The organism is Shewanella algicola (assembly GCF_014648035.1).
Lineage (GTDB): Bacteria > Pseudomonadota > Gammaproteobacteria > Enterobacterales > Shewanellaceae > Shewanella > Shewanella algicola.
Genome location: NZ_BMQI01000030.1, coordinates 33,073 through 57,189, shown reverse-complemented (window position 1 = coordinate 57,189; position 24,117 = coordinate 33,073). Strand labels below are relative to the sequence as shown.

Annotated in this window: 24 protein-coding genes; 19 read left to right on the top strand and 5 right to left on the bottom strand. The window is 39.0% G+C overall.

Annotated features, from left to right (window positions below; all coding sequences use genetic code 11):
- Window positions 1-913: 913 nt before the first annotated feature.
- From mobI to IEY42_RS13640, 19 genes are all read left to right on the top strand, one after another.
- Window positions 914-1,384 carry a conjugative transfer protein MobI(A/C) gene (mobI, locus tag IEY42_RS13730; RefSeq protein ID WP_188925773.1) on the top strand — a complete coding sequence of 157 codons (471 nt, stop codon included), beginning with the start codon at window positions 914-916 and terminating at the stop codon, window positions 1,382-1,384.
- Window positions 1,385-1,396: 12 nt separating this feature from the next.
- The gene (locus tag IEY42_RS13725; protein WP_188925772.1) at window positions 1,397-2,104 is read left to right on the top strand and encodes a hypothetical protein; all 708 of its coding nucleotides are present in this window, start codon (window positions 1,397-1,399) and stop codon (window positions 2,102-2,104) included.
- On the top strand, window positions 2,105-4,645 hold the full coding sequence (gene mobH, locus IEY42_RS13720; protein WP_188925771.1) for a MobH family relaxase: 2,541 nt from the start codon (window positions 2,105-2,107) through the stop codon (window positions 4,643-4,645).
- Window positions 4,638-6,542: a conjugative transfer system coupling protein TraD gene (gene traD, locus IEY42_RS13715; protein WP_188925770.1), complete on the top strand. Its 1,905-nt coding sequence runs from the start codon at window positions 4,638-4,640 to the stop codon at window positions 6,540-6,542. The genes mobH and traD overlap by 8 nt, the downstream gene beginning before the upstream one ends.
- The gene (locus IEY42_RS13710) at window positions 6,542-7,102 is read left to right on the top strand and encodes a hypothetical protein (protein WP_188925769.1); all 561 of its coding nucleotides are present in this window, start codon (window positions 6,542-6,544) and stop codon (window positions 7,100-7,102) included. The genes traD and IEY42_RS13710 overlap by 1 nt, the downstream gene beginning before the upstream one ends.
- Before the next feature lie 9 nt (window positions 7,103-7,111).
- Entirely contained in the window at window positions 7,112-7,768 is a 657-nt protein-coding gene (locus IEY42_RS13705) for an IncC plasmid conjugative DNA transfer DtrJ family protein (RefSeq protein ID WP_188925768.1), read from the top strand.
- 127 nt (window positions 7,769-7,895) lie between these two features.
- Complete coding sequence (locus IEY42_RS13700; protein ID WP_188925767.1) at window positions 7,896-8,807, top strand: S49 family peptidase; 912 nt, start codon at window positions 7,896-7,898, stop codon at window positions 8,805-8,807.
- Between the two features lie 129 nt (window positions 8,808-8,936).
- Complete coding sequence (locus IEY42_RS13695) at window positions 8,937-9,272, top strand: hypothetical protein (RefSeq protein WP_188925766.1); 336 nt, start codon at window positions 8,937-8,939, stop codon at window positions 9,270-9,272.
- A gap of 135 nt (window positions 9,273-9,407) precedes the next feature.
- On the top strand, window positions 9,408-9,692 hold the full coding sequence (gene traL / locus IEY42_RS13690; RefSeq protein WP_188925765.1) for a type IV conjugative transfer system protein TraL: 285 nt from the start codon (window positions 9,408-9,410) through the stop codon (window positions 9,690-9,692).
- On the top strand, window positions 9,692-10,372 hold the full coding sequence (locus IEY42_RS13685) for a TraE/TraK family type IV conjugative transfer system protein (RefSeq protein WP_188925764.1): 681 nt from the start codon (window positions 9,692-9,694) through the stop codon (window positions 10,370-10,372). The genes traL and IEY42_RS13685 overlap by 1 nt, the downstream gene beginning before the upstream one ends.
- Entirely contained in the window at window positions 10,369-11,463 is a 1,095-nt protein-coding gene (locus tag IEY42_RS13680; RefSeq protein WP_188925763.1) for a TraK domain-containing protein, read from the top strand. The genes IEY42_RS13685 and IEY42_RS13680 overlap by 4 nt, the downstream gene beginning before the upstream one ends.
- Complete coding sequence (locus IEY42_RS13675) at window positions 11,463-12,791, top strand: TraB/VirB10 family protein (RefSeq protein ID WP_188925762.1); 1,329 nt, start codon at window positions 11,463-11,465, stop codon at window positions 12,789-12,791. Before IEY42_RS13680 ends, IEY42_RS13675 begins: the two co-directional genes overlap by 1 nt.
- 2 nt (window positions 12,792-12,793) lie before the next feature.
- Window positions 12,794-13,312, top strand: a complete 519-nt coding sequence (locus IEY42_RS13670) for a hypothetical protein (protein ID WP_188925761.1) — start codon at window positions 12,794-12,796, stop codon at window positions 13,310-13,312.
- Window positions 13,313-13,843: 531 nt separating this feature from the next.
- Complete coding sequence (locus IEY42_RS13665) at window positions 13,844-14,566, top strand: thioredoxin fold domain-containing protein (RefSeq protein ID WP_188925760.1); 723 nt, start codon at window positions 13,844-13,846, stop codon at window positions 14,564-14,566.
- Window positions 14,563-15,468: a hypothetical protein gene (locus IEY42_RS13660; protein WP_188925759.1), complete on the top strand. Its 906-nt coding sequence runs from the start codon at window positions 14,563-14,565 to the stop codon at window positions 15,466-15,468. The genes IEY42_RS13665 and IEY42_RS13660 overlap by 4 nt, the downstream gene beginning before the upstream one ends.
- A complete protein-coding gene (locus tag IEY42_RS13655; protein ID WP_188925758.1) occupies window positions 15,469-16,242 on the top strand; it encodes a TraV family lipoprotein in 774 nt (257 codons plus the stop codon). It begins immediately after the preceding gene.
- A 2-nt stretch (window positions 16,243-16,244) separates the two neighbouring features.
- The gene (locus tag IEY42_RS22610; RefSeq protein WP_188925757.1) at window positions 16,245-16,589 is read left to right on the top strand and encodes a TraC family protein; all 345 of its coding nucleotides are present in this window, start codon (window positions 16,245-16,247) and stop codon (window positions 16,587-16,589) included.
- The gene (locus IEY42_RS22605; RefSeq protein ID WP_188925756.1) at window positions 16,574-18,844 is read left to right on the top strand and encodes a TraC family protein; all 2,271 of its coding nucleotides are present in this window, start codon (window positions 16,574-16,576) and stop codon (window positions 18,842-18,844) included. The genes IEY42_RS22610 and IEY42_RS22605 overlap by 16 nt, the downstream gene beginning before the upstream one ends.
- 902 nt (window positions 18,845-19,746) lie before the next feature.
- A complete protein-coding gene (locus IEY42_RS13640) occupies window positions 19,747-20,829 on the top strand; it encodes a replication initiation protein (RefSeq protein WP_188925755.1) in 1,083 nt (360 codons plus the stop codon).
- 764 nt (window positions 20,830-21,593) lie between these two features.
- On the opposite strand, the gene IEY42_RS13635 is transcribed toward IEY42_RS13640, so the two are convergent.
- From IEY42_RS13635 to IEY42_RS13615, 5 genes are all read right to left on the bottom strand, one after another.
- Window positions 21,594-21,845, bottom strand: coding sequence for a hypothetical protein (locus IEY42_RS13635; protein ID WP_188925754.1), 252 nt, complete (start codon window positions 21,843-21,845; stop codon window positions 21,594-21,596).
- 302 nt (window positions 21,846-22,147) lie between these two features.
- Entirely contained in the window at window positions 22,148-22,498 is a 351-nt protein-coding gene (locus IEY42_RS13630) for a hypothetical protein (protein WP_188925753.1), read from the bottom strand.
- A gap of 271 nt (window positions 22,499-22,769) precedes the next feature.
- Window positions 22,770-23,165, bottom strand: coding sequence for a hypothetical protein (locus tag IEY42_RS13625; RefSeq protein WP_188925752.1), 396 nt, complete (start codon window positions 23,163-23,165; stop codon window positions 22,770-22,772).
- Between the two features lie 128 nt (window positions 23,166-23,293).
- A complete protein-coding gene (locus IEY42_RS13620; RefSeq protein WP_188925751.1) occupies window positions 23,294-23,701 on the bottom strand; it encodes a hypothetical protein in 408 nt (135 codons plus the stop codon).
- 17 nt (window positions 23,702-23,718) lie between these two features.
- Entirely contained in the window at window positions 23,719-24,096 is a 378-nt protein-coding gene (locus tag IEY42_RS13615) for a hypothetical protein (RefSeq protein WP_188925750.1), read from the bottom strand.
- Window positions 24,097-24,117 lie beyond the last annotated feature (21 nt).

The window sequence follows — 24,117 nt, the reverse complement described above, 5'->3', positions numbered from 1 at the left end:
TCATAAATAAGGCCTTTTTTCTACCTAAAATATAGCGTTATCGCTAAAGATCCTGTCTATGAGCGCTTTTACAGTCTGATTTATTTCTAACCATCTGTATTTGTGTAGGTTTAAAAAAATCATTTATTGTTCGTAAATTTTGTAAATTCCACCATTTGTGATAAGGGTCTCATAAGGAATTAAGACATTTTGAGTTTTTACACTAATAACGTTCAATTTTTGTTCAGCATAATGTTGGTTTACGCTCCAACCAAAAGGTTATAAAGCAATGCTTCTCACTACTTGCCAAATGCAATGACTTTCCAACTTATCTTTTGTCAATTTACCAATGAACACTTAAGGTGCATTTAAAATTCTTGTTAAGGTATCTATTAACAACAACTTAAGTAAACTTCCCGGTGTTAATTCTAATTCTGCGCACTTATAAAGTTTCATGTTTCGTATCGTTTTGATTGTTGTATTACCTGTGATTCGCCCTCATTTCTAGATTCAGATCCAAACTGCGACAATAAAAGACATTAGGTTTCCAACATATATAGGAAATGACAGGATTATTGCATTAATTTAATTGATCAATGGCGCCTAAAGTCAACCCATCGGATAACAAAAAAGACAGTCACTTTCCAACATATATAGAAAACCGGTTATCCAAATTCGCTTAATTAACACATTTTTTGATTATTTTTTATAAATCTTCGCTTTTTAATGCTTTAAATTGCTTAAGGCTATGTTGGAAACGCATTGCATTTTCCAACAGATAGTTCCTTTGGAAAACAAACACAAGATGTACTGATTTTTTTTATTTATGAAATTTTAAAATTTCACGTTCAGCGTCCCAAACGGCACCTGAAACGGCAAAAAGTACAAAATTTATATGTAATCATTATGCCTTCAGTTTGATTAGGAGGTTTTCATGTCAGTCGAGTCGGTTAGTTTGCAAGTAGCTCTTGATAACATTTTCGAATGCTATGAGGCGTTAGTTGATCGTGCCCAACTGCTTGTTGATGGTTATTGGAATGAATGGAGGGAACACAACAAAAAGATTTTTAGTTCTGGATTGAAGCCAGGCGAGGATGGATATCAAAATACTGGTAGGTTAGCGCCAAGGCTAAAGCGTTCCAAAATCACACATCGAGTCTATCTGGAGTGGTTAGATTGGAAAAAGACAACTTACCGTAAATTTCAGAATCCTCGTTCTGGTGTTCACATCAAGCCTAATAAGCGTGAAGGTTACACATGGACAACAATTTCAAAGAAGGCAAACGTATGGGAGAAGGTTTTATTTGATAAATATGAACCGTTATTTAAGTCTTTAAGAAAAGCATTGGCATTAATGGCCGACCAAATCTCAATGCTTAAATCAACAATTAAAATTTTAAGTTAAGAGGAAACTATTATGGCAAATCAACCTAACCGCAAGGGTTCGAATGAATCACCGGTACGTCGTAAAACTGGTGTAGCGCAAATTGAACTAAAATCAGAAGCTGTGTATTTACATATGCGTGGACAATCTGGTGAAGCACTAAATAATTCACTTTATCGCTTAGGTGAATTATTTAAAATGACAAACCGTTCCACAAACAAAACAACATACAATATGTTAAAGGAGTGGTTTCAAAATGAAATCATTTCTATTGCGGATAATGAAATTGACAAGTTGTCCTCTCACTTTGATTCATTGCAAAGTGAGCTCATCCCTGGTTATAGCTTCGTTGACATTAAAAACCCTGACATGAACCTTGAAATTAACATCATTCATAAAAGTCACATTGAGGTTATTAATATAATTTCCAAGATTGACCTTATTATGGATGATATCGAGGCAATTGCGCTTTCAGGAACTTTCGATGATGACATTGAACAATCATCAAGAAACCAAGCGTTATTGATTTTAAATAATATCTCGTCAAAAATATTTAAAGTTACCAAGCCTGGTAAACGCAATGGTGGACCTTTCTCACCTGTCTTCTTTTTGGAAGGATTACAAAAAGGTGTTTTCAGTTTATATCCAGATGCTGAAAAGGAAAGTAATGTCGTTAATATTGAATCAACTAATGACAAGAACACCGCAGAAGAAAGTGTTGAGTTAACTGAGGCTGTATAAATGAGTAGTCTTTCGATTCAAGCGTATAAATTAAGAGTCCACATAGGTTCTTTATTGTCACGCATATCCGCATGGAATAAAGAAGGCTCAACGCTAGAACAAAAAGACAAAAAAAGGTTGGATGCTGTTTTACATTATCCTTTGAAAACAGCATCAATACCACTTGTTAGCATTGATACTTTATTAAACCGTCAACAAGATAAAATTCGAATAATCGAGCGAGATATAGGATTAATATACAAAGGTTGTGAATATAACTTTGTTGATTTAGTTGAAAGCACCATCAAAGCATATTTAAGTTACTGTCACTTAATCCCTGCTTCAGAAATGGATCATCATCAATATGTCGGAGGATTATTAGAGCATTCATTAGATGTTTCTATTCGTTCACTTCAATTTTCTATGAGCTTTATGTTAGATGAAATGGGTCTCATTGATGAAGACCAGGCTCGTAGACCAAGGTATGAATTTGCCGCTTGGGTCTGCGGGTTATTACATGACTCAGGGAAGATTATATCAAACGTTCAAGTGATTGGCTCAAACGGTGATGTTTGGCGCCCACTGAGTGAGAACATTTATGAGTGGGCTAAGCGCAATAATATTGACTCATACACTGTGGTGCATCAAAAAGACAGATTGAACAATGATCATGAAACAAACTCAGTTCACTTTTTGCCATTAGTCTTAAATGACGTAGCGAAAAATTACTTGCTTGGTTCGCATGATGATTTGTATTCGATGATCACGCAAACGCTCGTTCATTATCATTCTTACAAAGGATATTTGTTTAACGCTGTTAGAAAAGCAGATTCAGAATCAACTTATGATGATTATGCCCGTGTATGGTTGCATGACTCTTCACGTAAGAAATCCCTAACAATGGGTGTTGTTAATGCAATGCGGTCATTGTACTCCAATTGGTCAATCAACAAGCTTGGGGGCGACCTATTTGTCTTTAATGGTCAAATCTATATTGCTTCAGACAGACCAATAAATGATGTGATCAAAAAGTGTCTAGATTACGAAATCAAACTTCCAACATCAGCTAAAGCACTCATATCTATTTTATTAGATAAGCGTATTTTATCGATGGTTAGTGATAAAAGTACACATGCAAATCTATACCTTGGTGAATTCACCGAATCGGACATCAACCAATTCGCAATAAACAAAACAGGTCCAATGGCAAAGGTTTCACCAATTACGGTCATACTGGTTGAATGGCCTAATTTTGTGGTCGGTGACAATCCACTACCTGCAAATGTTCATGGTGCATTACGTTACAACACATCCAAAAATAATAACGTTCACCAATTATGTAATTGTGAAGGTATGTTTTTTATCACTCCGAGTGATGCAATAGTTGTTCAAGATGATTCAGAAACCAAAGTAGTAGAACAACCCGCGACAACTGTTGATAAACAACCAACCGCAAGTGTTGATGAGAGTGAGAAAACAGTCACTAAAGCCCCGGCAAAGCGCAAACCCAAGCCCAAATCAAAGCCTAAGCCTAAGCCTAAGCCTAAAGTAAAATCGGAGACTAGTTCGACGCCAGAAGCGATTGATGATGTTGATACAGAGTCGAATACAGAGGCTGTTGAAACAAAACCGTCAACAATCCCTGTTAGTAAGAAAGAACAATCAAACCCCAATGATGAAGAAGCTCAATCACAGGTTACTGATGATTCAATTGAAGCAACAGAGGAAGAAAAACTGCCGGTTCCCAATGAGTCAGCGTCACAGCCAAACGGTGAACACCCTTGGATAACCAAACCGAGAAGGCCAAAGCCTGTTGATAATGCGTTATCAACGTTGCTCACTACCCCTGGTGATAACCTCTGGTTAGAAGCTGATAATGTTTGCCTTAGTCTTAACTATGTAATGGAACAAGCCAGTCAAAATGCCGGGCAAATTATTAATGCCATGAGCTATCTAAAATTGCTTAAAAAAAATGAGAAAGGCAAAGAAATTTCCATCAAAGTCATTGCGGGTGAGAAAACGACGTATGTTTTATTAAGTGATGATGTGGCCAATATTTTTAGGCCAACATTGCAATCTATCCCAGTGGATACTGCCACTTGTGAGACAGCCACACAGAAGCAAGCTGAAATAGTCGTCGCCGCCCAAGAATCCAGTCTAGAGGTAGAACCTGAACAATTGGAGTTAAACACGGTTGTGCTTGAAATGAAATCCTTACCTGTGAGTGACGAAAAGGCCAGCGACCCTGACTCGAGTTCAGAAACGTTAACCAACATAGAAACCGCATCTGCTGATAAAGCCAGCGACCCTGTTGAGGATGTTACTGACGAACCGATTATTAATGATGATGAGTATTCAAATAACGTCAAAACGATGAGCTATGAAGAATTGATAAATGAGTTCAAATCAGTATGCCCGAAGATGAAGAACACTGAATTAAGGGGCTTCACTAAAGCTGAGGGTGTTAAACCGATAATCTCAGCCGATGGCTCAATAACGGTAGAAATAACGTCTATTGAACTTGATGAGTTGAAATGGAAGTTGAGGGAAAACAATGAATAATCGCAGTAGTTTAACATATAGCGAAAGTCTCTTCAGGCCACTTTATGAGCTGAATGCCGCCTATGTTTATATCGGTTCTGGTGTTGCTACAGGAGTGATAAGTCAAGTAAGCGCTTTAAACTCTAACTATTTAGACACGCCAACAATCATTGCCGGTGGTTTAATGGGAGTGGGATTATTCAAGTTACTTTCTACGTATCCCAAAATGAGGCAACAATTAAAGTTGTTCATCAACAAGCTCGAGTTTATCGATATAGATGTTGTCCGTTACATCAACAAATGGAAAACCAATTCGAAATCAGAAAACTTTAAGTACACGGACAAACGTGAAATCTATATTGGGAACGGTTTTGAGTGGGGACCCGAACATGCTCAAAGAGCATATCAAATCATGGATATGTCGATTGATTTACGTGAAATGGAAATCCCGTTTGCATTGAAGCCAGTGGTTTACAAATATCGAAAGCATACTCGGAGCATGGGCGGGAAGACATGGATACATGCCATTGGCAATGAAACCCCACAAATAGTCAACGAGGAAACGTTTTACGGACATTCATTTATTACAGGTGTGGTTGGTTCAGGCAAAACAACGTTGTTAAAGATGCTCGGTACAGGCTTTCTTCATATGGGTAATTCTATTGTGGTCATCGATCCAAAAGATGACGCAAGCTTAAAAGAAGGATTACGCAGTGAAGCAGAAGCTCTTGGGATCGGTCATAAGTTTTATGAGTTTTGTCCAGCTAGGCCAAGTGAGTCCTGTGCGATTGATATTTTGAAGAATTTTGCAATTGCTTCAGAAATTCCGACACGTATTGCAAGCTTATTAAAATCAGGCAGTGGAGCGACGGATAGCTTTATTGAATTTGGTTGGCAAACTATCTCTCAAGTCACTGACGGTATGATTTATTGTTCAGAAAGTCCAAAGCTCACTGAGATTTACCGTTATATGCGCTCAGGTAAAGCTGAGTTACTTGAAAAAGTATTGAGCACGTTTTACGAGAAGCGCTTCGGCTTACATTGGAAGCAATCCAAACTCAGTTCGATGCTAGGTCTTGGTGATACGCCATTAGAAGGGATGCAAAATTACTATACACAGACAATACCAAGTGTTGAAAAAGTCGCAGCTGTAGATGATGTAATGCAATTTGTCACACATAACCATGAACATGCTCAAAAGATGTTAGCCAGTGTGTTCCCTCTTTTTAAAGTTTTATGCAGCAACCCTCTTGATAAATTGCTTTCACCAACTCGCGGTGAAGACGATATTGAAATTATTGATATTAAGCGCATCATCATGGATGGAGGCATCATTTACTGCGCATTGAACTCAATGAATGACCCCAGAACGGCAGGACATTTAGCAAAGCTTTTACTTGCTGATATCTCTGGCTGTTTAGGTGATAGATATAACTACGGTTCAGGTGAAGAACGTAGGGTGTCTATTTTAGTTGATGAAGTTCATGCGGCCGTTGCCGGTAATGACAGTTTAATAAACAACTTGGCTCAGGGTCGTGCGGCAAAATGCCAATTTGTATTAAGCACTCAGACAATCCCCGACTTAATTGACATGACCGACCAGGCGACTGCTGATCGTTATTTGGGGTTATGTAATAACTTTTTCAGTATGAAAGTCACAGATCTTCAAACACAAGAATACGTGTCCAAACAGTTTGGCCAAACCAATATCAGTGATGTTGGTGTTCAATACTCTATTCAGTCAGGAACGGGGCAAGCCTTGTCCGAATTTTCAGGCGGTTATAAAGAAAACATTACCAAGACTCGTGAAGATATGTTCCCCATAACTCTGATCGGAGACTTGCCCAAATTACAGTATGTCGCGCGCCTGTCCAATGGTCAGAAAATAAAATGTAAACTTCCGATAATTAAGGGTTAATGATGGACGTTTCTAGAATTACTTCACAACACGAAGGCGCAAAGGAAATTGTATCGTCATTAAGCCGGTTGGCTGGTGGCACAGAATATTTGCGTATTCATGACACCCCGATAATTGACATCATTTTGTTGAAGGCAATATTGGCTTGGGATAGGTCAGCAGGTGAAGGTATAGAGGGCCAATTTACTCAGTTTGCAGAGTCAATTATGTATGACCTCTATCAAATAACGCATTTTAAAGTGAGTTTAAAAATTTCAAATGATGAGTCAGTCCATTGGGATTGTATTTCACAGACATTTGAAGAGTTTAAATTAACTTCATTAGCGATGAAGAAGAAAGGCAAGAAGTGCGATTGTTTTGGAGCAGGCTTGGGTAATGGACGCAAGTGCCACTGCCTCAAAATAGAACACCTTGATAAACATTCGCAGTTATCTAATGAATCAATTTCAATGTTACTCGCTCGACACGTATTTAATCGTCGCGTTTTGAACTTGTTAGGTCTGCCTTTGCCTGCACGTAAAGGGATTTATTCTTTGAATAATGCACTTGAGCATTCATAGGAGTACCAAATGTCTGAGCTTATTAAGGACCATGGCGTTTCCAAATTATTATCACTATTTTTACTTATTTTTACTGTCAGTGTGATTTTGATATTGACGTTAATGCCAAGCCAGGTGTTTCAGCGTGAAATGGAGACAGAGGTAAAGTCACTATCGTCGCTGATTAATGAAACACAATGGTTAAATCTCACATACGAAGTGCAGCGGATTTATACAAACGCCTATGTTAAAGGCGGTATTCAACAGTCAGTAGAAGATTCCTTGCTACCAAAGAGCGACTATAAAATTAAGGAGATAGTGTCAAAGTTCAAAGGTGAATTCATCCTGAACAGAGTGGTGAATAATATTCACATTTTGTCATATCAAATGGTATATCGCGTTTCGATGATGAAGTTTTGGATTTGGGTGATGTTACCGTTCTTTTTTGCATTAATTTATGACGGTTATATGGTTCGAAAAATCCGAATGTATGAGCCTAGACAAATTTCGATAAAGGGTTCACGTATCTGGACACGTTCTATCGTTTACATGTTGGTCTTTACGTTTTGTTATTTATTGATCCCGAACTTCCTTGGGCAGAAGGCCCCATGGTATCCAGTATTGATGTTATGTCTCACAGGCTTAGCGTTCAGAAATACGATTTCTAATTTTATGAAAGTTGCATAGGACTATTACAAATGTCAGACAAGACAAGTTCATTAGAAGGAAGGGTTTCTAATGAAACCGAAACAGAGGCAGTAAGTGTACTAAAGCAATACTTAACAGTATACAAACGCAAAATTACGGAAAATTATTGTTATTAGGTGGGATTATATTTATTGGTTTTCTAGGTAATCTTATCACGATGTTTACGCCAGAAAAGTCACATGTCGCAATGATCCAGATCAACGGGGAAATAGGAACAGACCATGACACAGGAAATGGTGAGAAAATTGCTCAACATCTACTAACGGCGATGAGTAATGATGATGCTCAAATGATAGTCATTAAAGCAAATTCTCCGGGCGGTTCACCAACAGACTCACAGACCATTAATGAAATCATCGTCCAGTATAAACAATGGAAAAGTCCACTTCCCAAAGGCATAAGTGAACAAATTATCAATGATATTGAGAACCCTGTAATGATGTTCCAAGAGGATTTTACTTCGAGCATTGATTTAAAGACATTGCCAAGAAAACTCATCGTTGCCGTTGTGATTAAACAATGTGCATCTGCGTGTGTTCAAGCCATCATCAATGCCGATGTGATCATTGGTCAGCGAGCGTCGCTTATTGGCAACATTGGCGTTCGTCTGGACAGAATTAATTTCAGTGATTTTGCTAAAAATGTTGGCGTTACAAATACCACAATCACCAGCGGTCAATATAAAGCAATGTTAAACCCATGGCACGCTATCGATTCTGAAGAATTAGACATCGCTAAGACAACACTAATTGAGCCGGTATTTGAGCAATTTAAAGCCGATGTTTTAGCTGCTCGCGCAGAAAAGTTCAAACTTGAGTTAGACACATTATTCTCAGGTTTAGTGTGGACCGGCGATGAAGCTCAACGGATTGGCCTGATCGATGGGGTAAGTAATCCGGTAGCGGTTAAATCCGCTTTAGAAAAAATAAGCAAAGCGCAATACAAAGAGTATTCAATAGAAAGTTTCAGTCTAGGGGCCTTCATTAAGAACCCTTTCGCATCGATGGGGTATCTATAAATAAGCAAAAAACAGGCAAAAACAGGCAAAAACATATTTTCAGGTGCCGTTTGGGACGCTGAAACGACTAAAACTAGCAAAAAATGATTGTACGATGTATTTGAAATAACCAACCTTGAGGAATAAAACATGGAACACGCATTAACTTTACCGAAAGTAAAAGGTGAAAAACTTTTAAGCAAGAAGAGCATTTTAGCTTTGTCAGCATTATGTTTTCTATTTGTATTACTATCATTTGAATCTACTGCAGGTTCAGGGGGTACAGCGTTTACCTCCATCTGGACAGAGTTATCTGGATGGGCAGATGGTGCACCTGGTAAAATTATTACACTTTTAGCCTTCTTTGCAGCCCTGTTTAACGTACTAAAACAAAATTACTACATGGCAGTAGGCGCATTTATTGGTGGAATGTTATTAAGTCAGTCTGTGGCTATTATCAACATCTTCTTAACTGGCACAATTTAATTGTTACACCATCAAAAAAGGCGCTAATTGCGCCTTTTTTTAGTTCAGCGTCCCAAACGGCACTTGAAACGCCCTAATCTATAAAAATTGAATGCAACAATAAGTCATCTTTAACTAATCATGTAACGGCAACTGATGGCTACTTATCGTATACCCCACAGAGTTAACAAGCCTCTATTGGTTTTATTTTTCACACTTGATCAATTCATCCCAATTGCTACGGCGTTCGGGCTTGGATATACATTTAGAGCCGTTCCTGAAGCGGTCATTTTTGCCATTATGTATTTCAAAATCACCAGTTACTTTGCTGAGAACCATCCAAGAGGGTTTGTTGAGCATGTACTTTGGTATTGGGGGCTTATGCCACTCAAACTGGGCGTGACTGTGCCTGATCCATTAAAACGGGAGTTCATTAAATAATGGGAATATTAAATAGTGCAGAAGACATTAAAAAGTCGCTGGTGGATGCTGTCACCACAAGAAATATCATTCTCTTATCAAACTTACTGTTAAGTTCGGGATTGTTGATTTTTGCATTGAAGTTTGCATTCTTTGAGCCTGGTTCAATTGTATTGCCTAATGCCCCAATAACCGAAGTCATAGAAGTACAGGGAGATTGGGCCAACGCCTCCTTTAAACGAGGACATGCTATCGCTTTTGCTGAACTGATTGGCAATATCAGTAAGAGCAATATCAATTTCGTCAAAGAACGATTTCTATCTGCCGCGACACCCAATTTACGCGATCAATTTGAAGAAGAAATTGACCGTCAAATCGCCATTATTAGTGCGAGAAAATTAAAACAACGCTTCATTATTGACGATATATATTTTGATGAATATCAGGATGTTGTCTGGATTTGGGGGGCAAGAGAAATTACTTTACCGGGTCAATCTCCAATGACCAAGACGTGGACGTATGAATTCCGTATTGGTGTATCCAGTGGTATGCCGAAAATCTCATACTTTAAACAATATCCCGGTAAACCAAACACTAGACAACGTGTAGTTCCAGCTGCAGAAACTATCCCTGAATTATCTAAAGAAATGCGTGAAGGTCTTATCGAATCAGGCTCAGAAGTTAAGGACGTAAACCCATGAAAAAATATTTTAAACTCTCGGTCTTATTTAGCGTAATGATGAGTCATTCTGTTTTATGCGCTGAACCATCAGATCCAGTGAATGAGTTCACATTACCGGTGCAAACCTCTAATCAACGGCTTACCCCTGAAGCCATCAAAAACAATAAGATTGAGAGTCCAGTTTCATATATTTTTAACTCTCTCAAATCAGCCGTTCCAGATGATAAGGAAGTTGAACAGGCGCCACAGGTTGACCCCTATGGAAGAGTTGTTGGGATGAGTAACCCTTCTGGGTTTGCGTCGGCCTTACAAGCCAGTTACAAACCAGTGCAGAATTATTCATTAAAGCCCGGTGAGAATATCGCAGTCGCTATTGCGGCAGGATTAATGAATCGAATTAAAACGAATTTTTCTATGGTAGCCATTCGCACATCAGATGAAGAATCGATTATTGAAGCTTCAAACGGTTACATTTATTTCACTACAAATTCGATGAACCCTGTCGGCATCATGGTATATGAAGAAGGTTTACCAGAGACAGCTATCTCATTAGTGCTTCAGCCTGACAATAATCCGCCGGCTATGGTCAATGTAGACGTAAAACTGACGGGTCAACAACGCTATTTGATGGCTGAACGTAAAAGAGAACGAGACCGTCTAAAGAAAATTGAAGATTTAGCGAATGTGCGTGATGAGAATTTAAATACAGCATCACATATCACTCGGATAAAATCGATGTTATTGCCGATTGCTCAAAATGGCATACCTAAAGGTTTTACTGAGTCAGTTGAGATCCCAAAAACCCAACGCAAGCCATGTTCTGTTGCCATACGTCAAAAAACTGCCCAGCGTTACGCTGGCTCACGTGAATATATCGATGTGGTAGTGATGTATAACCAAACATCTTATGCCTACCAGATTAAAGAAGAGCAGTGCTTAAGTCGTGACGCCTTAGCTGTTGCGTTTATTGACCAATCTATTCTGCAGCCTGGTGAGTCAACTGAAGTTTATATTGTACGAGATAAGTTATATGTAGAGAAAATGGAAAAAGGAAACCGCCGCAGACAAATTAGTGCAGAAGAACTTGGACTCACTAGGGAGGTTAACTAATGTCAAAGGTCTTAATTAAAGAGTTTTGGGGTGATCCTAAAAAACGCCAGATAATCATTTGGGGGGTTGTGCTTGCCTCTGCCTACTTTTTATTACCCGTTTTCTTTACTCAGTCTAAAAATACAGAGGCAATAAACAACAGCAATGATGGTACCGAGCTATTTTCCGTTGAAGAAGTCTCCGAAATGGAAGAGAAGAAAACGAAAGAGTTATTTAACCAATTATCTGCTGAAGCTCAAAATCGTGAAGTGGCGGCCTTTGCACAGGAAAACCGTCTTAAAGAGCGCGAAAAGAAGATTGAAATGGAAATGACCAAATTCCGCAATGAAATCAATCAACAAAAGAACCTCATTAATCAGCTACGAAGTGAGTTATTGAATAAACGTGACTTACAAGGGGGCGCTGATGGAAATCCCAATGCAGATAATGTTATTCGTCATGATACAAATGGTAACGTCGCCCAAATCGTTGAACGTCCACAAACGCAGATAATTACTCGTCAGCCATTGGTAAAAGGCAACATTTTACGGACGGTAACCCAGGGTAAAGTGCGTTCGGTGAAAGAGACAGGCCATATTGAAGAGCAAGATGTACAAATGGTCACTGTTTCAGAAAATTCCCAGACAGTACAAAACGACGCTAAAGCCAGAGCTGGAGATAGAGATACCAAACCTGAAGAGAAGAAAGATAACTCAACATGGTTATCTGCGGGTTCTATCTTAACGGGAACGTTACTCAACGGTGTCGATGCCCCGACATCTGGTGGACAGCAAAGTAAAATGCCAATGCCAATCTTAATTAGATTGAAGCAAGAAGCCTTAATGCCAAATAACTACACATTAGATATACGAGAGTGTTTTGTTATCGGTACCACAATTGGTGACTTGGCAACGTCACGAGCGTTTATACGAGCTGAAACATTGTCATGTATCACGGAAAGCAACGAAGCCATTGAGGTGCCACTGACCGCTTATGCAGTAGGTCGTGATGGTAAAAATGGCATTGATGGAACACTGGTCACTAAATCTGGCGGGTTAATGGGCAATGCCATGGCAGCAGGATTTTTATCAGGCTTATCAAAAGCGGCATCACCACAAGCAGTTAACGTTGTGAATACAAGCCCTGGTGAAGAATCGTTATTTCAAAGCACTAACTGGGCAAGCATGGGTCAATCAGCAGCATTAAACGGTGCGAGTACATCATTTGATATGATTGCAAAATACTATTTAGAAATGGTGGATGCGAGCTGGCCGGTGGTTGAAGTTCTAGGTGGGCGCGAAGTGGACTTTATTGTTCAGCGTGGCATTGCATTAAAAATAGGTAAATGACTATGAATAAAGAAACGGAAACGGTAAAGGTTAAGGTCAAGGTTAAATCTGAGTCTGCATTCACATGGCAAAAAGCGATCACATTTGTTATGTTCCTTTTAACCACTCTGGTGATTGTAGATATCGTTATTGATTACAAAATGCAGCCACTACTCGATGAAATCGCGTCGTTAAAACAATCGAATGTGAACAAGCCAGATGTGAGAGTTATCAATACAAGAGCAATGGCAGAGCATTTTGCCCAAGCCGGTTATGATACTCGAACCGAGCTTGAGTACATTGATATCCTCAAAATATTGCTTGATAAGAGTAACATCATTGGCATAAAGGAAGACTCGCTTCAATTCAAAGGCACCAAATACGAATTGAAATTGAATGATATAGAAACTTTGCGACAATCGCTGGCTGACTTAGGGATAGAGAACCCAAGGATTAATAATGAAGCCGAGTATGCGGAGCGCGAGAACTTACAGCGAGAAGTATTTAGAAAGCTTACCGGGCAAATAAGCATCCAACAGTAAGCTGCAACACTTTCAACGGCCCCAACATGGTAGGTACTTTTCATGTTGGGTTTTTCTTTTTAAGCATTTCAATTTTACAGGCCATCGTTATTGCGTAGTGTTTCGGCCATTTTGATAAGCGTGAGGTTATCGGCTTGCAGTTGGAGTGGACTTCGCTGTAAAGAGAACAGTTCGTTGTTACGCAACGTGAGCAACTTAATATTGTATTTCAACTCTTTACGAGTACGTGTCTTCACAACAAAACGCAGAAAGGCAGAAAGGCAGAAAGGCAGAAAGATTGATGAAATAAATATGCATCACGTTCAAGTATGGTTCGGTTAATACAATCTCTTTATTAATGACCACAGGTTCTACATTAAATTTCACAGCTGGTGCCATAGTTGCACCTCATAATTAAAACCATTCAACTCATTTTGCCACACTGTTATTTTTAAAATTTCTCGTTCAGCGTCCCAAACGGCACCTGAAACGACAAAAAGTAGAAAAACAGTGCGGCATAATTAACCCTAATTCCATAACTAGGGTTTTGATATGAGACTACCAAGCATTAATTATCTCGCTACTGCACTTGCAATCACATTTGCTTTTCCCGCCGTTTCAGCTGATATCTCGGCAGAGCAAGCTAAAAGTAAATTTGAATCCTTGTTGCCCTTTAAAATTAAGCAGGTTTCAGAAGCCCCTGTGTCTGGGTTTTACCAATTAGAGTCAGAGAAAGGCATTTTTTACGCTTCACGTGATGGTGAATATATTTTTTCGGGCTCATTGCATCAGTTTTCAGATGGTTTATTGAATTTAACTGCGTTGAGGCAGCGTGCTCTTGCCAATGACCAGATGAAAGCGATTCAAGATGAGTTGATTGTGTTCCCGGCTAAAGATGAAAAATATCGTGTCACGGTGTTTACCGATCCAACTTGCGGATACTGCAGAAAGCTTCACTCCGAAATTGAAGGTTATAACGCATTGGGGATAACGATTGCATATGCGGCCTTCCCTCGGGGTGGAATTAACTCGGACATGGATCGGCTATTAAAAGATGTCTGGTGTTCTAAAGACCAAAATCAGGCGTTAACCGACTCCAAAAATGACATAGCCATTGCTCGTGGTTCATGCGAAACACCGGTAGATGAAATGTATTCGATTGGTGAGTCATTAGGTATCAACGGCACACCGGCGATTATTCTACCCAACGGTGAAATGGTTCCTGGATACCGACCTCCTGAGCAATTATTAAAAACATTGGAGAATGCAGGATGAAATACGTAGCTAGTTTGGCGCTAGCGATGTTATTCGCCAGCCCTTCCCTATTGGCATTAGACCTTGAGAAAGAAGCCAAATTGAAAGATGCCGAGACAGAAATTCAATCCAGTTTTTCGGATGATGTCACAGCAATGATGAATGAATTGGGTGATGTAGAAAATGTCCGAATGCTCCCAATCAAGGACGTAATGCTAATCCAAATCAAGGGTAAGCAGCCCATGTTTATTTCATCGAATGGCCGCTTTTTAATTGATGGCGAGATTAAAGACTTGTGGTCTATGACACCGGTAAAAACGGTAGAGCAAGCTGAAGAGTCTTGGTTGCTACATCTTGATTCGTTTGCCAACGGAACGCTGATGAACGAATTAGCAGTGATCCCCTTTGGCAATCCCGCGATAGAAAAACAAGGTCGAGTGTTTGTCAGTCCTACCGTCGCAGAATCCCAAGAATTTTTAGCTAATTTAGATCCAAGCAAGGTCAACCTGGATTTAATTATTATGCCTCACGACAAGGGCTCTATTACCCCTTCGATGAAAGCTTGGTGTGGTTACTCAACAACGGATTCTCTGCAAGTCTTGATGACTGGTGACACAGAAAATGTCGGGCAACGAGAATGTACTGAAGCTGATTTGAAGAAAGTCATGACCCCTATGTTAATGGCGACATATCTCGATATCTCAAAAGTACCCTACTTTGTTCGTATCGATGGTAAGCGTTACGCGGGGTTACCCAAAGACCCTGTTAAGTGGCTGAAAAATGAACCTAAGCCAGATGCACAAACCGTTATTGATAAATCATCTGATACACCCACTATTGCCTCAGTACCAAAGGAAGTGGTTGAAACCGCTCTTGATGAAGAAATGGCAAAAGTAATGTCCGAAGTTACGGAGCAACAATAAATGAATAAATTAACCTTATTGGTATTTCCTTTCGCGCTAAGCATGTTGGCATCGGGGTGCTCCATGCAAATGGGTGAAAATGAATTTGCATGTCCAAATGACGCAAAAGGCGCAACCTGCTCATCAGCACGCCAAATACATGATTTAACGAACAGTAGAACAAGTCTCGAAGGCTTGAATGTGTCTATGGGAAAAATCGAGACCGAACAACCTAGTGAAATAAATAACCAAGTAGAGTTCGACCCTGACTCGCTTAACCCAAGTTACATCGATACGCCTTCCGGATCAGTAGCGTTACAAACTCAAGCTGCCACACCGGTAATGGCCCCAACAGCGACTGAAGCTAACGGCGTTTATAAGCCAGTACCACATATCAGGCATGACACCTTACCAGCGGCAGAATTAGTGCCAGAGCCAGTCAACAGGACATTTGGTGCAGTAGAAGGGTTAGAAAATGAGCATGGTCAGCTAATGGTGCATAGACAAGCACCGATGGCATTAGCACCAGAGCCCTTAGCGGTATTGCAACAACCTAAGACTATGAGGATCTTAGTTGCCTCATGGACAGACAGTGATGGCGATTTGCATATGCCGGGGTTTGTATATGTCGAAGTTGCGCCAAAAAAATGGTTGGTTGGTGAACAAGCCAATGACCGTCCTGGTCGCATTGTTCCTTTGCAAATACAACAAGTCACACAAGAAGAAGAACGCCGACAATCACACTCAAAGTCTGGTTATAACAGTTTGGGTGTAACAGAAAAACAAGGGTACTAATTATGGGTGTATTCTCAAGTTATTTTAATAAAATTCGCAAGCTAGCTGATTACGACAAAGTAGATGAAATGTTCGGCTTCGTTGGGTTTGAAACAGACTACTACATCATGGAAGGGGGTGGGATGGCGGTTATGTTTTGCTGCCAACCGACTCCGGGTTGTAATGAAGAGTTAAAAAATACTTGGGATGCCATCTTTAAAAAAGACTTTCCTGCCGATACGACGATTCAAGCCCAATTAGTCGGTTTGCCAGACATTAGTTACTTCATTAATCAATTCGAGACGACTCGTGGTAATAGATTGATGGGTAATGACAATGAATTAACCACTCGATGGCCGAGTCATTAGCCATTGACCTTGAGAGTAAGGTTTTCAAGGATATGCATAATGGCGCGCGTTTAAGAGATTTTGAATTTTGGTTCACCGTTAGAGTGCCAACGGCAGAGTTATTAGCGAATGAGCGAGAAGAAAAACGATTTCGTGCGTTAATTTTGGATATTGAAGAAAGCTTAAAGGGTGTTGGTTTTGCTCCGCATAAGCTCAAGCCAAATGCATTGTTATGGCGACTTCAGGCGTTATTTAATTCGTCTAAAGACGCGGTATGGCGGAACATGAATGCGAAACCCAATGGCAGTAAAACATTATCAGAACAGATTATTGAAGATGGGAACACTATCCATTTTACTCCCAATGGCATTATCACTGGTAAGCCCAAGGATGTGAGTTCAGATGGAAAGTTAAAGTTTGACCCTGAAAATCAAACACACATAAAAATCATGTCGTTATCTTCATTGCCTGAAGAAATTTATTATGGCCAGATGTTCGACTTGGCGGGTGAATGGCAAACGGGTTCCGTGGCTCATGGTGACCCTTTCATGATTTCAACGTTGATCCATTATCCCGAACAAGGTAAGGCAAAAAGTGACATAGCAACCGGGCGCAAATGGTTATTAGGGCAAGCGAAAGGCAAAATTCTAGAATGGTTTCAGGGCTTAGCCGACCAAAAGCGCGACTATGACCAGCTATGGAATGAAATAGATCAACGAGGTGCCAAAATAGCGCATTCGGGTACACATGTGATTATTTTTTCCGAATCTGAACAACGAAGTGATCGTTCAGTGGCAAAAATGAAGCGTTACTTCGAAACTAAACGGATTACATTCACAACTGAATCAGTGTTAACCGGGCCATTATTCTTACAAAATATCCCATGCATGATGGATAAGGGGTATGCCAATTACCGTCGCCACTCGATTTACACATCAGAAGCATTAGTCTTCTTAACCCCGCATATGAGTAATTGGAAAGGTAATACTAACCTGCCCATTGTCCCGTTAGTGACCCGTAACGGCCAAGTATTTTCTTGGGATTTATTTAAAACGGACGGTGGTTACAATTTCCTACTGAGCGCGGCAACAGGTTCAGGTAAGTCAGTGTTAATGAACTTTATCGTGAACTGTTATTTAAACTCAGGCGTTCAAACCGGTGGGTCCCTTCTACGTGAACCACATCAAAAAGACTTTGAACTTGAACCATTTGATGATGGTGCTCAAGTCTTCATCCTGGATAGTGGACGTTCTTACCAAAACTTGGCAGAAATGTTCACTGACAGTCAGTTTATTTCTTTTGATGGCAACTTTAAATATTCGTTGAATCCATTTCCATCAATTCACCAGTGGACAGGTGATGATGGTCAAGGCCCAATGATTTTAACGATGTTTAAAGCAATGGCTGCGCCAAAACATGGCGTATCAGAAGTGCAGCGCGCAGAAATGATGACGATGTTGACTGATATGTGGAATGAATTAGGTCAACAATCCACTGTAACTCTCTTTGTTGAACGTTGTTTACAGCATCAAGAAGATTACATGAGGCAGATTGGCAAACAGCTAATGATTTTTGCTGAGGGCGGCGTGTACGGGCATTTATTTACTAATCAACGCCCTGCCATTGATTTTGACGGCAGATTAGTCGTAGTAGAGCTTGAAGAACTGCAGAACGATTTACATCTACAGTTGGTGGTTATTCTCGGCATTATTAACCAAATTCAACATAAAATTTTCCAAGGTGGTACTGCCCGTAAAAGTCTGTTTTTACTTGAAGAAGCTTGGCAATGGATGGCGGGTGACAAAGATGGTGATAAAGGTGCGCTTATCGAGTTCGTAGGCGAGTTTCTCCAAGCTGCATTTCGTAAATTCCGTAAGGTACGTGCATCTGGTGGGGTAATCACACAAAACTTAATGGATGCAACAGGTAATGCTGTTGGCCAAGCCATTCTTGCAAACACGGATTGGAAGTTGTTCTTAGGTCAAGATCCATCATTAGTAGATAAAATTAAGAACACGCAATCATTCACTGCTACTGACGCTCAATTCAAACAAATGAAGTCTGTACACACCAAGAAAGGGTCGTATTCAGAAATCATGATATTCCATAAACAGATGAGTGAAATATGCCGTTTAGAGCTGGAACCAGAAACGCTAATGATCTTCTCTACTGATGCTGATGACCGAGAACTCATGAAAAAATACAGAGGAAGAGGCTATGGTGTTAAAAAAGCTGCCGAATATGCTGTAGAAGAGAGAAAGCGGAGCCTGTATTAGATGACATAATATTGGTAAATAACATCAAAAGATCACTTTTTTGTTGTTATTTGGTCCTAAATTGCAATTTTCAGGTGTAAGCAAAGCTAAAAATACACTTTTTTGTTGTTATATTTTTTACTTAAAGTCTAAGCTGGGATATTTAACGCTTTAAATTCAACAACTTAATTATAATTAGCTACAAATTGTTGTGCCATAAAAATGATCTGTTTAAGTTTACGGATCATTTTTTTGTTGTACAGAATACCAACTCAAGCTAACCACTTGTTTTTTATGGTATAAATACAAACTCTCTTATTTAGGTAACATTTAAGATATTATGAAAAAAACACAAAGGGTTTACCAAACAAGTCTATTTTTATCAATGGTTTATGGTTAAATTATTTTTTAAGAAAGGAGTGTTGAACACATGATTTGGCCAAGAATCTGTGAGGTAAATAACAGAAATATATATTGATGAAACCAAAATAATGTAACTTAAACAACAGAATAATGATCTATTAGTATGTTTAACAGTAGTTATTGTTATTTTACAGTGAGTTATGCTGAATTGATTTTTTGTGTTTTAACTAAAATTTACTTTGTAATTACTGGAGACGTTAGTAACGTGTCGATATTTTAATCAGGCTAAGAATTGCTGTATCTCTTTACATGCACTAACTCCCGGCGAGAACCATGACAAATTTTTATATTCTGAATGCCAATGTTTAGTAATCAAGAACAACAAGATTCAGTGTTAAACACAACAATAATTTGCAACGTTACACAACAATAACCTGTATTATTGATCAACAAGTTCTTGTAACTTTCTGCAACGTAAAATTGTTTGCTGATATGCCAGAATTATGTACTATTGCTAAGACTTCAATACTTATCAATGGATAGGGAAATAAGGTAAGAAGATGACATCCAACAGTAACAACAGCGCACCTAAACAAAAACATGTTGATTTAGGCTTGCAGGAATCAATGCCTGAAGTATTTAAAAAGTCACATGAACTCATCTTCTCGCGCCAGCGCCTTTCTGTACATGAACAAAACATTTTCAATTTAATGGTCGCTCATATGAGAGAAGATCATTGGAAGTCAAAATCCGGTCCATCTTATGAATTCCCGGCACAAATCCTATCAGATTGGTTTGATATCGAATCGAGCCATTTAAGTTCCACACTGAGCCCAGTAGCAGACAGGTTGGCAACTCGTACCGTTGGTTTTACTAATACAGAAACAAATGAGTGGGATTACATCCCTATCCTTGCCAGGATCAAATACAAAAATGCAAAGCTGATAATCATCCCTAATCCTGAGTTAAAAGAGCAGTATATTGATTATTCGAAAAAAGGTTACGCATTAATTAACAGAAAGCCATTGTATAAGCTTAAGAAGTCATACAGTAAAAGGCTTTATGAGATCCTATCTCGATTTAAGCAAGAAGGTTATCAACGCCCTTTAACCATTGACGAATTAAAAGGTTATTTCGGGCTATTTGATGAAAACGGTAACTTGAGCAAAGGCAACCAAAGCCTAGGGCCAACAGGCGTATTTATAAAGCGCTGTATATCTGATTCATTTCAAGAAATTAGTGAAATATGCAAGCATGAACTCGTATTATTCAAAAGTGATAAAGGTGAATTAGGCTACAGCTTAATCAAGAAAGGTAGAGTGACCACTGGTATCAAATTCCATTACAAATGGATTGATAGTAAGGTCTCTATGAGTGAAGACACAGCTAAAGATACAATCAGGGAACTCGAAACTAAACTGAGTCTAAAAAATGAGAAGCTGACCATACCAGAGCTCAACCTACTAGCAGAAGCTTATATGGTGTTTGATGATACGGATACGGCCAATGAGATTTACGATGTCATTAATCAGCGTGAGGCAGCTCTCGTCGTAGAGCCAGAGCAAAAGGCAAAAGAGGATAAGCAAAAGTTCTTGGAGAAAATTAAGCAAATGAAAGCGAAATCCAAGGTTGGTTACGACTAATTAGCACCAAAAAATGATCACTATAACGCCCAAAAAGTGATCTATAGATACCAACTAAATGTTTATGTGGATACCAACTAAATGATCTGATGTTTTCGCCTCGCTCTCCCGTCGCCACTTCAAATGCACTAAATAACAAAAAATAGTTACTGAGATAACGATTTAATGATCCGGTAAGACAACAAAATGTAATTCAAGGGAGTGATTCGGTCAAAGAACAGCCTACATGCTTAATATTTAGTCCTGTGGATAAATCGGAACTAAAAAATGATCTTCTTTGACAACATAATGATCCTTAATGACGGAGAAAAGATCTTTAAAGCCATGTATTTGATCTTATTCAACAATTAAAAGATCTCGATTGACAGGTTTATGATTAAACAACATTATTATGTTGCAATTAACCCATTGAAAAACAATAACAATATTGACTTATCGTCATATCCCTATAGTCTTTATATCTTTTAGATCTTGTATATTTATTTATAAGTATTATAGAAGAGCTTATTTTGAAGTTTCTTAAAGAAGGGATCTACTTGCTTCGAATGAATGTAACCAAACCACTATAAGCCAGGATGAGCAAAAAAATAGAATGTGCAAAACAGCAATGCCTAAGTAAACAAGGTTAAATTGGTTTAACAACTCAAGTCCTTTAAATATCTGTCCGGGTAATACAATTGCTAAGCCAATAAGTAGAATAGCTAAATATAGCGCTCCCAATTTGCTTTGAAACAAATCCGCTCTACTCGGCACAGAGAAAACAGTTAATGAGTAACTGACAAATACCAGTAAAGTGTCTGAATGACGCTCTGTTGACCAGAAAGGATCAATCCCAACATCGTGCCAACATTACTTAAAAACACGCTTAAATCGAATTCTACAGCGTTTAGGCTGACTAAATTATCTAAAACAAACCGATATACATCAAGCATTAAAATCCATGTCACAAATCCAAATGCTAAGGTTCCACCCAATAATGGTGCAATACCAATAAAGAGATTACAAATTGGCGACATGAATGTCTTTTGATATGAATACTGAACATACCCAACAGTGTCATCATTAGACGGTTTATACAGTTCAAGTTTCTGAACTCGGTAACCCAAAGGCATAAATGCCAAACAAACAATGAAATGAGATAATTCATGTACGGGTATGCCAACCACACCAATTGATTTATACAGAACTTAATTGGTCATAGATGCAATACGATTACGAATAAATACAATGATAAACATCGTCATTAGGCCAATAGCAATGGAGTGCACCATTGACATCATCATTGTCATATCAAAGACTTTTAATTCAAACATATCGATTAATGACTAATTTTTGTATCTGTTGGGCATAGGCCAGCAGAATACACTTTCTTCCAAGAATTGCTCAGCAGTGCATCATCGAAAGCATGAACCACTTCCCGATCAAGCATTTCACGTATAGCAATATTGCTGATCTGATTAATTTGAATAGATGCAGAAAATCCTTTCGCGGCATAGATTTTATCTAAACGGGCAAGTGTTTGTTTACTGAGAATATTCATCATGACTTTGTGAATAACGCGAGCTAATCGAACCGTCTTCAGTTCTTCAGAGCAGAATTTTTGGATATTAATGGCTGTTTCCTGGTCAATATAAAATTGGCTCATCGCCTGGTTCATTGTTGTATTCATGTGTTCAGTGGTCCCTGATTGCGTTAAGTACAATCACTTCAACACGAGAACCCAAATGCGCTACTAAGCCAAGGCAATATAAATCAATGTTGCAGATGAACAACGGCAATTGATATACAGGCTCATAACAATTGCACTGTAATTATATACAGTATATATTAACTAAGCCCACTAGGAACATTTCAAAGTACAAGGAACTATCACCATTTTTGCTCTAGTCGATGCCAACATCATAACCAGCTTCAATAATTCCTTTCAATCCAGCTTTTACTTACGCAGTAACCATTTTTCTTTCATTATGAACCTCATCATTAAATAACCTTGAGAATGCACCTGTAATAGCTCCGTTCGCAAACTTCCCGCCACTTAAATACGAAGCAGTACCTCCAACAACTGTCGCTGCGATAACACGGCCAGCACTAAACCGACATCCCGCATCGATTCTGTCAATTGCGGGCGCTAAAGCCTGAGTTAATCCAGCACTAGCAAACCCTTGACCAAACTGACCTCCATTTAACACGCTACTAATACCACCGGCTATGGCATGAGCTGCAATTTTTCCAATTCTAGCGCCTGTTTTTAAGGTATCTGTAAGCTGACCAGCTGCATTTTTTACGTAACAATCGCCGCAATTTCCCTTACTAAATCCAAATGCCGTTCTGATCAATCGTTACAGATTTAGTTCAGTCGATTTAGGAAACAAAGCCAAACGCCAGATAAAAGAAAACCAGCGGCTGCTGGCTTCCATTTGTTCCCGAGACTGTTTTTTTAGTTATTTTAATAAATTACAAAGATTTAGCGTTTTAGATTTCTTTTAAAATAAAGAACAGAAAGTCTTTCCAACCCCCAAATTAGTAACATTCCTAGAACAAAAATAGATAACCAAATTAAGTTGCTAGTGGTCAATTGTCCGAACCGAATAAAATCGAGGCTGATGTAGAGTAGACCTACAATTACAACAGATGCAATTACTTGTACATTGGGTGCACTAATAAAATAACCAGCGACAAATGCAAAAATAGAAGTCGAAACCCCTGAAACAAGAGCAATAGTATTCACGGCTTGTTTAAAATCTTCGCTCTCACTTTGAGTCGGTAAAAAGGATGTAATTGGCTCATGAGGAGCCAACCAAATACCTATTAAAAAACCAATTACTGTTAGAGAAAACAGTATAAGTGGATTTCTAATACTATTCATTTTCATATCGAAAACTCCAAAAATTAATCATATCTCATTCGAAAATATTGATATCCTTGTTGTTGCCGTATTAAGTTCGTATAAGCAACCGCTTGAGTTTCCCAAGCAGAACTACCTGATATATTGTGAGAAATTTTAGGTGCTCCGTTGTTCCATGAGGCATTTTGCAATGCATGAACTAATTCATGACCTAAAGAATGTTGGGCTGGTATATAAGGTCTTGCGGCTGTCCTTCTTAAAGTTTGGAATAAACCCGCAGGCGCTCTAACAGCTCTGGGATCTAGTGCAATAATTGTTTTATCCCATGAAAAATCAAAGAACCCCCTGCCAGTAGCCGCTGATTGTCCAATATTTTCAAAGATCGCTAACCCAGTACCGCTTTCCGCTAACGCTGTTAGCATTTCATGGCCTGTACTTGTTTT